This is a genomic window from Flavobacterium humidisoli (genome assembly GCF_023272795.1).
In the GTDB taxonomy this organism is placed as follows: domain Bacteria; phylum Bacteroidota; class Bacteroidia; order Flavobacteriales; family Flavobacteriaceae; genus Flavobacterium; species Flavobacterium humidisoli.
Window position 1 is genome coordinate 2,094,269 of sequence record NZ_CP096829.1, and the last position, 12,526, is coordinate 2,106,794.

Annotated in this window: 11 protein-coding genes; 4 read left to right on the forward strand and 7 right to left on the reverse strand. The window is 34.0% G+C overall.

Going from position 1 to position 12,526, the window contains the following annotated elements; genetic code table 11:
• The first annotated feature begins 500 nt into the window (after nucleotides 1-500).
• The 4 genes from M0M44_RS09425 (at nucleotide 501) to M0M44_RS09440 (ending at nucleotide 4,579) form a co-directional block, all read left to right on the forward strand.
• Nucleotides 501-746, forward strand: coding sequence for a hypothetical protein (locus M0M44_RS09425; RefSeq protein ID WP_248729521.1), 246 nt, complete (start codon nucleotides 501-503; stop codon nucleotides 744-746).
• Between the two features lie 247 nt (nucleotides 747-993).
• On the forward strand, nucleotides 994-2,523 hold the full coding sequence (locus M0M44_RS09430) for a SulP family inorganic anion transporter (protein WP_248729522.1): 1,530 nt from the start codon (nucleotides 994-996) through the stop codon (nucleotides 2,521-2,523).
• Between the two features lie 215 nt (nucleotides 2,524-2,738).
• Nucleotides 2,739-3,647: a helix-turn-helix domain-containing protein gene (locus M0M44_RS09435; RefSeq protein ID WP_248729523.1), complete on the forward strand. Its 909-nt coding sequence runs from the start codon at nucleotides 2,739-2,741 to the stop codon at nucleotides 3,645-3,647.
• A 92-nt stretch (nucleotides 3,648-3,739) separates the two neighbouring features.
• Nucleotides 3,740-4,579 carry an SDR family NAD(P)-dependent oxidoreductase gene (locus M0M44_RS09440; RefSeq protein ID WP_248729524.1) on the forward strand — a complete coding sequence of 280 codons (840 nt, stop codon included), beginning with the start codon at nucleotides 3,740-3,742 and terminating at the stop codon, nucleotides 4,577-4,579.
• A 244-nt stretch (nucleotides 4,580-4,823) separates the two neighbouring features.
• Here the strand turns inward: M0M44_RS09440 and M0M44_RS09445 are convergent, their stop codons facing one another.
• The 7 genes from M0M44_RS09445 to M0M44_RS09475 all read right to left on the reverse strand — a co-directional run bounded on the left by M0M44_RS09445 (nucleotide 4,824) and on the right by M0M44_RS09475 (nucleotide 12,498).
• Complete coding sequence (locus M0M44_RS09445) at nucleotides 4,824-6,023, reverse strand: alkaline phosphatase family protein (protein ID WP_248729525.1); 1,200 nt, start codon at nucleotides 6,021-6,023, stop codon at nucleotides 4,824-4,826.
• Nucleotides 6,024-6,278: 255 nt separating this feature from the next.
• Nucleotides 6,279-7,910, reverse strand: coding sequence for a chaperonin GroEL (groL, locus tag M0M44_RS09450; protein ID WP_095928620.1), 1,632 nt, complete (start codon nucleotides 7,908-7,910; stop codon nucleotides 6,279-6,281).
• 82 nt (nucleotides 7,911-7,992) lie between these two features.
• Nucleotides 7,993-8,268 carry a co-chaperone GroES gene (locus M0M44_RS09455; RefSeq protein ID WP_008467105.1) on the reverse strand — a complete coding sequence of 92 codons (276 nt, stop codon included), beginning with the start codon at nucleotides 8,266-8,268 and terminating at the stop codon, nucleotides 7,993-7,995.
• 143 nt (nucleotides 8,269-8,411) lie between these two features.
• On the reverse strand, nucleotides 8,412-8,756 hold the full coding sequence (gene secG, locus M0M44_RS09460) for a preprotein translocase subunit SecG (protein ID WP_248729526.1): 345 nt from the start codon (nucleotides 8,754-8,756) through the stop codon (nucleotides 8,412-8,414).
• 3 nt (nucleotides 8,757-8,759) lie between these two features.
• Nucleotides 8,760-10,538, reverse strand: a complete 1,779-nt coding sequence (locus M0M44_RS09465; RefSeq protein WP_248729527.1) for a hypothetical protein — start codon at nucleotides 10,536-10,538, stop codon at nucleotides 8,760-8,762.
• A gap of 98 nt (nucleotides 10,539-10,636) precedes the next feature.
• Entirely contained in the window at nucleotides 10,637-11,140 is a 504-nt protein-coding gene (locus M0M44_RS09470; protein WP_248729528.1) for an LptE family protein, read from the reverse strand.
• 98 nt (nucleotides 11,141-11,238) lie between these two features.
• Nucleotides 11,239-12,498, reverse strand: a complete 1,260-nt coding sequence (locus M0M44_RS09475; protein ID WP_248729529.1) for a sigma-54 interaction domain-containing protein — start codon at nucleotides 12,496-12,498, stop codon at nucleotides 11,239-11,241.
• Nucleotides 12,499-12,526 lie beyond the last annotated feature (28 nt).

The window sequence follows — 12,526 nt, forward strand, 5'->3', positions numbered from 1 at the left end:
AATTTGAAGGGTTTTTAGATTTCCTAACTCCACAAGCGGAAGGAACCAGTTCATGAAGAAATAAAAGCAAGTCCAATAGATTGCTAGAAGCGTAAAAAAGATTTTGAACCTTTTATGAAATAAAAAAGGCTTAATGATACAAATATTAAAAATCGTAATCCAGACGATACAAGGAAAATAGCCCATGGCAATTTTACCGAGAATATAAGACCAGCTATGTCTGTCGAGTCTGACTTCGTCGTAAATACAGGCGAAAATGACTAAATAAACAAGTGTGTTTACAATTAGGTTTCGTAGAAAAAAGTTCTGGTAGATTTTTGCAATTGTCATAGTGGCAAAAATAATACAATCGTATAGTTTGTAGGTCTTTATCGAGAAAAATTTATACCAACGCCATTCGTATAAATCATACGCCATTGGTATAAAATTGCTGTTAAAATAGCGACTTCTCCTTTATTTTTGAATTCGAATTTCTAATCTCTTTTTAATAAAAAATAAAAATGTACCAGTTTAAAGAATTAAAAGATACCGATATGGTCGTGGAGATTTTTAAAACAAATGTTCAGAAAGAATCTGATCGAGACTATGTTGTCAACATGATGCAAAAGCAGTTTCCAGAATGCAAAATTAATTTTGATTTGGAAGATTGTGATAAGATATTAAGAATTGAAGGTTTTGATTTACAGTACGATAGTGTTGTGAGGCATGTTGCAGGTTTAGGCTATACCTGCGTAAGATTAGAATAATGTTTTAAAACCATCAAAACTAAATCGGGTAAAAATACGCAGCTGTATTTCCTTTTTTTGTAAGTATTTTGCATAATATTTTAATTTAAAATTAAATACAGAAATGATCGGTTTTATACTTTCGATTTTAATTTTCCTTTTAGAACAGCTAACTTAATATAGCTGTTTAAATTCTTCTGTCAATACTGCTTTTTCATTACGAAAAGGTTTGTGCTTTTTTGCATATTATTTTTCTAATTTTGTGCCCATGAAAAAAGCATTCCAACTCTTCGATTTTAGCCAGAAAGTCAATTACAAAAACGAAATTTTAGCGGGTTTAACCGTGGCAATGACTATGATTCCAGAATCGTTGTCGTTTGCTATTTTAGCTGGATTTCCGCCATTAGTTGGGTTGTATGCTGCTTTTATTGCGGGATTGGTTACGGCTATTTTTGGAGGAAGACCCGGAATGATTTCAGGCGGTGCAGGGGCAACGGTAATTGTTTTGATTGCCTTAATGAAATCGCATGGAATAGAATATGTTTTTGGCGCAGTCGCATTGGGTGGCGTGGTTCAGATCTGTATCGGACTTTTTAAACTTGGAAAATTTATTCGACTAGTTCCGCAACCTGTTATGTTTGGTTTCGTAAACGGTTTGGCAGTTGTGATTTTTATGTCGCAGCTAGAACAGTTTAAAACCATGGTGAACGGCCAGGTTTGTTGGCTTCAAGGAACTCCGCTTTACATTATGTTAGGTTTGGTAGCTTTGACTATTGCGATTGTTTTGATTTTTCCGAGGATTACAAAAGCGGTTCCATCATCTTTAGTAGCCATTATGGTAGTTTTTGCTTTGGTCATTGTTTTTAACATCGAAACCAAAACAGTAGAAGATATTGCTTCAGTTCAAGGCGGATTTCCACCATTTCATATTCCAAATATTCCATTTTCTTTTGAGACTTTTAAAGTGATATTTCCGTATTCTGTAATTGTCGCCGCAGTTGGTTTAACAGAAGGTTTGCTTACGCTGAATTTAGTTGACGAAATTACAGGAACTAGAGGGAACAGCAATAGAGAATGTATTGCGCAAGGAAGTTCAAACATCTTAAACGGCTTTTTCTACGGAATGGGTGGCTGCCCAATGATTGCACAAACATTAGTAAATCTTGGAGCTGGTTCTAGAGCTAGGCTTTCGGGGATTATTGCAGCCTTAACGATTTTAATTATCATACTTTTTGGAGCGCCCGTAATTGGAAAACTACCCATGGCGGCCTTAGTCGGCGTTATGATGATGGTTGCCATAACAACTTTTGAATGGGCAAGTTTTAAGATTATCAATAAAATGCCAAAACATGATATTTTTGTTGGAATTCTAGTCGCTCTTATTACAATTGTACTGCACAATCTGGCTTTGGCGGTTTTAATTGGCGTAATTATCTCAGCTTTGGTTTTTGCATGGGAAAGTGCAAAGAGAATCCGTGCAAGACATTTTATTGACGAAAACGGAGTAAAACATTACGAAATTTACGGCCCATTATTCTTTGGCTCAACTGCTGCTTTTTTGGAAAAATTTGATATCCAGAACGATCCTGATCATATTATAATTGATTTTAAAGAAAGCCGTGTTTCTGATATGTCGGCAATAGAAGCTTTAAATAATCTGACTAAAAAATACAATCAGTTAAATAAAACAGTAGAGTTGCAGCATTTAAGCCCAGACTGCAGGCAATTACTCAAAAATGCCGATGCGGTTATTAATGTCAATGTTATTGAAGATCCTACGTATAAAGTGGTTAGTTAATTAGATAATGTGTCAATTTGATAATTAGATAATGATATGTTGGAAACGCGCATCTACACAATGTAAATAAACGACAAATCCGATAGGTTTTAGAACTTGTCGGGTTTTTTTTGTATGTTTTGCTCAGGGTAACAATCAGTTCATCATCAAATTTTCTAATCAACACATTCTCAAAATATCTAATTGGAATAATTTGATTTTCGTAACTTTGCCAAATGAAACTGACAGAAACTTTAGAAGACTTTTATACAGTAAAAATAAAAGGAATGCCCGAGAATCTTAAAAAAGAAATCGGACATTTTAATGTTTTTAAGCTAGACGAATATGTTGGAAGTACTTGTAATCCATTGCCTTATACTAGGAAAGACTTTTATAAGATAAGTCTAATCATTGGTAAGAACAAAGTGCATTATGCAGATAAAATTGTAACAATTGAAGATCAGGCATTATTCTTTGCAAATCCACAAATTCCATATAGTTGGGAGCATATTGATGAAAATCAAACTGGCTTTTTCTGTATTTTTACAGATGCATTTTTTAGTCAGTTTGGAAATTTAAAAGAATATCCATTATTTCAGCCAGGCGGGAATCCCGTTGTTCCTGTTTCTGCAGCATTAGCAAAATCTCTAAAAACTGTTTATTTAAAAATGTTCGAAGAAATCAATTCTGATTATGCTTTTAAATATGACGTGCTTCGAAATCTGGTTTTTGAAATTATTCATTTAGCATTAAAAACACAAACCATAACTGCTTCATTATATAGTAAATCGAATGCTACAATTCGAGTTTCTTCTTTGTTTTTAGAATTATTAGAAAGACAATTTCCTGTCGAATCCATTTCACAGCAGATTAATTTTCGTTCGCCGTCAGAATATGCCAATCAGCTAAATGTACATGTGAATCATTTAAATAAAGCGTTAAAAGAAACAACAGGAAAAACTACTTCTCAGATCATTTCGGAAAGAATTGTTCAGGAAGCCATGATTCTTTTAAAACAAACCAATTGGAATATTAATGAAATTGCTTGGTGTTTAGGTTTTGAAGAGTTGTCCCACTTTATCAATTTCTTCAAGAAAAACGTCCAGGTTTCTCCTAAAAACTATCGATTAGCAGAAATTGATTGATTTTTGTAACTTCTTACTTGATTGCTTTAATTTTTAAGAAGCACTTTGCCAATACCTTTGCCCTGTAATTATAGACGTAAAAATTTAAAGTCATGGGAAATAACAAAGTTTGGTTTATCACAGGTGCTTCAAAAGGACTTGGATTAGAGTTAGCTAAAAAATTATTAGCAGAGGGGTTTAAAGTGGCTGCAACGTCAAGAAATGAAGCTTCTTTAATTGCTGCATTAGGAAAAACATCAGAGAATTTTCTTCCTCTTGAAATGGATTTAGTAGATGAAAAAAGCGTTAAAGATGCTATTGAAAAAACTGTAAATCATTTTAAAACAATCGATGTTTTAGTCAACAATGCTGGTTACGGATTGTTAGGAGCTTTAGAAGAATTAACAGATGCAGAAGCTAGAAAAAACTACGAAGTAAATGTTTTCGGATTATTAAATGTAATTAGAAATGCAATGCCTATTCTTCGTGTCAATCAATCGGGTTATATTTTTAATATTTCTTCTGTTGGAGGATATTATGGAGAATTTCCAGGATGGGGAATTTACTGCTCAACTAAGTTTGCGGTTGCTGGTCTAACCGAATCTTTAGCGGCAGAAATTAAGCCTTTTGGGGTTCACGCTACAATTGTCTATCCAGGTTATTTTAGAACCGATTTCTTAAAAGACAGCTCGCTTTTAGTGCCAGAAAATCCAATTGCGGAGTATAAAGAAGTGAGACAATCTGAAAGTGCTCATAAAGAGGATATCAATGAAAATCAGCCAGGAGATCCAGTTAAATTAGCTGAAGCTTTAATTAAAGTAAGTCAGGACCAAAACCCGCCTTTGCATTTATTTTTAGGTGAAGATGCTTTTAATATGGCAAATTTAAAAATAGCAAGTGTTCAGAAAGAATTAGAAGGATGGAAATCGGTTTCGGTTTCGACTGGTTTTTAATGTGTTAATTTGATAATTTGTCAATTAGGAAATAATTTGACATCCTAAGTCAATATATTTTGTGAATTGCCTTCAGCTTTAGTTGGAGGGAAGTATTGAGAATAGAAAAAAGGCTTTAGCCAAATGATAAAGTTTGACTAAAGCCTTTTTCTTATGAAGTTTAATTATTTTTTTTTCGGCTTTAGCTGGAGAAAAAAATATTTAATTCAAGAATTTTCTAATTATCAAATTGCCCATTCTCTCATTAGCGAAGCATCGATTTTACATCGCTTAATTTCCCATCAATTTCGCCAATTTGAAGACCTAAAATATGAGCAATTAATGGATAAACTGAAACATTCTGAAATGTTTTTACTGTTTTATCAACTTTAAAAGCAGGACCTTTTGCATAAAAAATGGCGTGCATGTCTTTTTCATTATTATCATAACCATGTGTTCCGCCATTGATGTGCGTACTTTCTTTGCTGACTAAACTCCAACCTTTATCAGCTTCAATTACAAAATCATGCACACGCGGATTCGTTCCGTAATGCAGTCTTTTTGGGACTTCAGTCGATTTCCAAAATTTGATATGTGGCACTTTTTTCAAAGCTGTAGCAATAGAATCTTGATAACCCGGTTTTACCTGCAAACTCATAATTGGATTGACAACATCCTTATAACCTAGCCATTCTGGTTTTAAATAGTCTAAAACAGCTACTTTTTTATCGTTACTGATATTGGCCATTCCGTGGTCTGAAACGATAATTAAATTAATTTGTTTTCCAATCGGCAATTGATCTAATCTTCTAGATATTTCGCCCATAATCGAATCCATTTTGATCACTGTTTTTTCAGTTTTTGGCGAAAGCGGACCAAAATTATGACCCGTATGATCCGGTTCGTCAAAATATAAAGTAACCAAATGTGGACGTTGTTTTTCTGGAAGTTGGAGCCATTTCATGACGGTATCTATTCTAGCGCCGTATGGAACTTTACCATCGTAATTTTTGAAATAACTCGGATTTCTTTTGTCAATATCAGAGCCTGGCCAAAAGAAAGAAGCGGTTTTTACACCTTGCTGTTCAGCTAAATTCCAAATTGGATTTCCGCCATAAAATCTCGAATCGTTTTTAGCATTGCTAGATAATGAAAAAGATTGATTCAAAGAAGCATCATAAAAAACATTATTGATGATTCCGTGATGATCTGGGTAAAGTCCCGTTACAATCGAATAATGGTTTGGAAAAGTTTTACTCGGGTAAGAAGGTTTCATTGATTTGGCATGAACGCCTTCTTTTTCAATTTGCTTAAGATTCGGAAGATTATACATTTTGCCATAATCCCATCGGAAGCCATCCATCGAAATTAAAACAACATAATTGTCTTTGTTACTTTGAGCGTTTGAAAAACTAGAAAGAATTATGAATGTTAAAAGTAATAGGTGAGTAGTAAATTTTCTCATTATATGATTTTAAAACCGCAAAGTTAACGCTAAACCATTTTTTAAAGAAAAAGAGAATGTTAAATAAAAAAGTTAGCCACGAATTCACGAATTATTTATTCAAATCTTTGTGTACAGAATTTTACATGGATTAAAATCCTTTTAATCTGTGACTAGAATTATCGTAAAGATTAGAATAAATAATTCGTGAATTCGTGGCTAAAAAAAAAACGCCAGATAAATATCCGGCGTTTTAAATTTTAAGAGGAAAATGAATTACATCATTCCTGGCATTCCGCCTCCCATTGGCATTCCGCCTCCAGCATTTTCTTCTTTAATATCAATTAATGCACACTCTGTAGTCAAGATCATTCCAGAAACAGATGCAGCATTTTCTAATGCAACACGAGTTACTTTCTTAGGATCGATAATTCCAGCAGTAAGCATGTCTACATACTCGTCAGTTTTTGCATTGTATCCAAAATCACCTGAACCTTCAGAAACTTTTGCCACAACAACAGAACCTTCAAGACCAGCGTTTTCAACGATAGTTCTTAATGGAGCTTCAACAGCGCGAGAAACGATTTGGATTCCAGTAGCTTCGTCAGCGTTGTCTGCTTTTAAGTCAGCTAAAGCAAGTTTAGCTCTCAATAAAGCTACACCACCACCAGCAACGATTCCTTCTTCAACAGCAGCGCGAGTTGCGTGTAAAGCGTCATCAACTCTATCTTTTTTCTCTTTCATTTCAACTTCAGAAGCTGCACCAACATAAAGAACTGCCACACCTCCAGCTAGTTTAGCTAAACGTTCTTGTAATTTTTCTTTATCGTAATCAGATGTAGTAGTTTCCATCTGACCTTTAATTTGGTTTACTCTGTTTTTGATGATATCAGCTTCACCAGCACCGCTTACGATAGTTGTATTATCTTTATCGATAGAAACTCTTTTTGCGTTTCCTAACATTTCGATAGTTGTATTTTCTAGCGTATAACCTCTTTCTTCAGAAATTACAGTTCCGCCAGTTAAGATTGCGATATCTTCTAACATTGCTTTTCTTCTGTCTCCAAAACCAGGAGCTTTTACAGCAGCAATTTTAAGTGCACCTCTTAGTTTATTTACTACTAATGTAGAAAGAGCTTCTCCGTCAACATCTTCAGCAATAATCAATAATGGTTTTCCTGATTGAGCAACTGGCTCTAAAACTGGTAGTAATTCTTTTAAAGAAGATACTTTTTTGTCGTATAATAAAATGTAAGGAGAATCTAATTCAACTTCCATTTTCTCTGGATTTGTAACGAAGTAAGGAGAAAGGTATCCTCTGTCAAACTGCATTCCTTCAACAACGTCAACGAAAGTATCAGTTCCTTTAGCTTCTTCAACAGTAATAACACCTTCTTTTCCAACTTTTGCAAAAGCTGTAGCGATTAATTCACCAATAACTTCATCATTATTAGCAGAGATAGAAGCAATTTGTTTGATTTTATCAGAATCACTTCCAACAACTTTAGCTTGTTTTGCTAAGTCAGCTACGATAGTTTCAACAGCTTTGTCGATACCACGTTTCAAGTCCATAGGATTTGCACCTGCAGCAACGTTTTTAAGACCTTCTTTTACGATAGCCTGAGCCAATACTGTAGCCGTTGTAGTTCCGTCTCCAGCTAAATCATTAGTTTTAGAAGCTACTTCTTTTACCATTTGCGCACCCATATTTTCTAGTGCGTCTTTTAATTCGATTTCTTTTGCAACAGAAACACCATCTTTAGTAACAGTTGGTCCACCAAATGATTTTCCGATAATTACGTTACGACCTTTTGGTCCAAGCGTTACTTTTACAGCATTTGCTAATGCATCAACACCACGTTTTAATCCGTCACGTGCTTCAATATCAAATTTTATATCTTTTGCCATTTTAATTTTTGTTTAAAGTTTGATTTGTTTCAAGTTAAATGAAGTTCTTAATTCTTAATACTCCGTACTTAATACAATGTTTTTAGATAATCGCTAAAATATCATCCTCGCGCATGATTAGATAATCAGTGCCTTCCAGTTTTAACTCGGTTCCTGCATATTTACCATAAAGAACCGTATCTCCAACTTTTACAGTCATTGTGTGATCTTTAGTTCCGTTTCCAACTGCAACTACAGTTCCTTTTTGAGGTTTCTCTTTGGCAGTATCTGGAATAAAAATACCTGAGGCAGTTTTAGTTTCAGCTGCAACAGGCTCAATAAGTACGCGGTCTGAAAGCGGTTTAATGTTTAAAGCCATGATTTTATATTATTATAAGTTATACGATTTTTTTCTGTTCTATAAACTTTCAGAAACTGTGCCATGCTAGAAAAACTGACATTATTTCTTAAAAAAAATGCCAGCTTTGACAGGCTGGCATTAGATTGTATATCGAGCTACTTTTATTTTGCTGGTGCTGGTGTTGCAGGAGCAGGAGTAGTTCCTTGTGCTGGAGCTGCAGGTGTATTTACTGGAGCTTCAGTTTTATCAATGATTTTAGAATCTGTATCGCTTAAAGATCCAGAGAAGCTTAAGCTAGAAAGTAAAATTAACACAATTAAAACAGTAGCTAAAGTCCAAGTACTTTTATCTAAAAAGTCAGTTGTTTTTTGTACTCCACCTAACATTTGCGTTCCGCTGATAGTAGAAGACAATCCGCCTCCTTTAGGGTTTTGTACCATGATAACGATGATCAATAGAAAACAAACTATTGTAATTAAAACTAAAAAAATTGAAAATGTGCTCATTACTTAATTATTGTTATTGTTATTTTGTTGTAAAATCTTTATATCCGATATGCGGTCTGCAAAGAAAGTAATTTTTTCTGGATATTTCAAAATTAATATTTCATAAGCTTGAATTGCTTTTGTATATTTCTTTTGTTCCAGATATACTCTGGCCAGAGTCTCGGTCATTAAATACGAATTGTCTTCTATAACAGGCTCAATTTGAACTGCTGGAACACTTGTTCCAGGTTTAATTGGAGAGATTTTCGGGTTGGTTTCGATAAATTTATCGATAATTTCAGCCTTCTTTTGTCTCTCTTCTTCTTTAGCAGCTTCAATTTTAGCTTGTTCTTCTGGAGAAATTTCATTTGAGCGGTCAATTGGTTCTGTTCGAGACAATTGAAGCCATTCTTGAAAGGAATGTTTTTCGCTAAGAGAAAAATCCAAAGGTTTTCCAATTTCCAAATGTTCTGCAGCTGTTTTTGCAGGTTTATTAGGCTCTTCTTCTTCGATTATTTCTTCAAGTGGCTCTTCATTTTCTTCTATGATTTGCTCTTCTTCCTTATCTTCAGATTGAAGAACTTTTGCAATTTCTACTTTTAGTTCCTCAGGTGCTTTTGTTTCAGCTTCTTTAATTGAAGAAAGAATAGATCGTTCAACAGAACTCATTTTAAATTCTGGAATAATCATTTCTTCAATTACGCTGTCATCTTCATCTTCTTCAACAACATTTAAAGCAGGTTCTTCTATAATAGGATCTGCTTTTACTTCTTCAGTTTTTACAGTTTGTGCACCAGTTTTGGCTTCTGCTTCTTTAATCGAACTTAAAATAGAGTTTTCGACACGCTCATTTTTAGGTTCTTCAACTTTTACAGGTTCTGGAATAGAAGGTGTTTCTGAAACCTTTATAGAACTTAAAATTGAATTCTCTATGCGATCAATTGTAGGTTCTTCAGTTTGACTAGATTCTGAAAACGGAGCTGTTTCAACTTCTTTTACGTTATCTACATTATTAAGTTCAACAGAATCGATTTTCTGATCTTCTTTTATTGCAGTAAAAGTAGATAAATCTATTTCTGGAAGTGGTTTTGGTTTTTCCTCTTCTATTACGGGCTTTTCAAAAGTTACCGTTTGCGCTTCTTTTATTGCTGCGAAAATAGAGAAATCTATTTCTGGAAGTGGTTTTGGTTCTTCTTCCTTAATTGTTGGTTTTTCAAAAGTTATCGTTTGAGCTTCTTTTATCGCAAGAAAAATAGAAGGATCTATTTCTGGGAATTTTTTAGGCTCTTCAACAATTACTGGCTCTTGAGTTTTAACTTCCTCAATTTGTACTGTTTCTTCGGTTTTTGCAGATTCTTCAACTTTTACAGACTGTACAGATGAAGGTATTTCAACAACCGAAGTTTGAGTTTCTTTAATTGTATCTGAAACAGGCAGTTCTTCAATGTCGGTTTTTACTTCAATTGCTTTTTGAATCTGTTCAGGTGAAATTATTTCACTGTCAAAAACAGTAATTTCGAGAAGATCTCTCAATTTCTGTTCGTAAAAATCATTTTGAATAGAAGTAAAAGCTTCAGATGTAATAAAATCAAATAAAACAGAACGATCAGACGTGTGTGCTGCTGTAACTTTCAAAGCATAATTATACTTAAAACTATTTTGATTGTAAAGTCCTTTTAATCGCAATGCGCGTGCACTTTGAAAATACGGAAATTCATTCAAAACACTTCCTAATGCGTCCGCCTGCTTTTCTGTAATAGCATCGGGTTTGTTCATTAAGTAGGTATAATCGCTAACGTTCATTATTTGTTTTTTGTTTAATCGGTTAATTGTTTATTTGTTTTTGGTTGTTTTATCGATTAAACGGTTTTACGATTTAATGATTAAACAAACAGCCAAAACTACCATTTTGCCAATGATGCATTAAAGATATCTTGAGTGATTCTTTCAAAAATAACTCTGATGGCTTCATTTAAAACAGATCCCGTAGGAAGGTCTCGTCCAGGGAAATCATAATAGAATTCAAAAGATTTTTCAAAATCGTCTGTTTCTTTCTTTTTATTTGTAAATCTCACATTGACACGAATAGATAAACGGTTTTGTGCAGCCTGCTGATCTGCAGTTGCAGTCATTGGTGTAATTCGGTAATCTGTAATTTCACCTTCGTAAACCAAATCGCCACTATTGCTAACTAAGTTTAAGTTGGTCTGATTCATAATCAGATCCTGCAAAGCCAAAGTAAAAGTTCTATCGATTCCTGGTTCAATCAAATCTGCATTATTCTGAAAGAAGTTAACCTGAAATGTTTTGGCATCGATTTTCCCGGTTCCTGTAAAGTTGTAAACAGAACATCCGCTCAACATAAAAAGGCTTAATAGTGCGAAAAGAGAATATATTTTTTTCATAATGTTGTATTAGTCAAATTCCAATATTTTGAAATTCAAAATTCCAAATTTCGCCAAATATAGTAATTTGGGATTTGGGATTTAAAAATTGAGATTTATTATAGGTCGAATTGCTTGATTTTACGGTATAAAGTTCTTTCAGAAATACCTAATTCATCAGCAGCAGCTTTACGTTTTCCTTTGTTTTTTTCTAATGATTTTTTGATCATTTCGATTTCTTTTTGCTCCAAACGTAGAATTTCTTCTTCCTCGATAGTTTCAGCAAATAAATAATTATCGTCTTGCATCTGATAATTATCTTCACGAACAACAGGAGTCGTCACAACAGCAGTTCTTGGTTCTTCTTCAAAATCAATTTCGCTGTCATTTTGCTGATTTCCGTAAATTTTCTGAATTAAATTGGGGTTAATGTCTTGAACTTTAGAAGTTCCATTTTTCATCAATTCGAGAGTCAGTTTTTTCAAGTCGTTCAAATCACTTCTCATATCAAAAAGCACTTTGTACAAAATGTCTCTTTCGGTACTGAAATCACTTTCTTTTTTGCTGTCGCTAATAACTGAAGGTAAGTTGCTTCCTTCGGCAGGCAAATAAGATTGTAATGTGGCTAAGGTAATATCGCGATTAGTTTCTAAAACCGAAATTTGTTCTGCCACATTTCGAAGCTGACGAATATTTCCGCTCCATCTAAATTTTTGTAAAAGCTGAACAGCATCATCATCCAGTCTTAAAGGAGGCATTTTATATTTATGGGCAAAATCGGCTACAAACTTTCTGAACAGCAAATGAATATCGTCGTTTCTTTCTCTTAATGGAGGTAAAGTAATTTCGACTGTGCTTAAACGATAATACAAGTCTTCACGGAATTTACCTTTTTCAATAGCATTAAATAAATTTACGTTGGTTGCAGCAACAATTCTCACATTTGTTTTTTGAACCTGAGAAGATCCTACCTTTATAAATTCACCGTTTTCCAAAACACGTAGCAATCTTACTTGAGTTGTTAAGGGTAATTCTCCAACTTCATCAAGGAATATTGTTCCGCCATCAGCCACTTCAAAATAGCCTTCACGCGTACTTGTTGCGCCTGTAAAAGCTCCTTTTTCGTGACCAAAAAGTTCGCTGTCGATTGTTCCTTCCGGAATTGCACCACAGTTTACGGCAATATATTTACCATGCTTTCTGTGCGAAAGCGAATGTATAATTCTAGGAATATTTTCTTTACCAACACCACTTTCTCCAGTTACCATAACCGAAATATCAGTAGGAGCAACCTGAATGGCTTTTTCAATGGCACGATTTAATTTCGGATCATTACCAATAATCTCAAATCGCTGTTTTATTGCTTGAACTGTTTCCATTTATATTTTTTGTTTTGCCACAGATTAA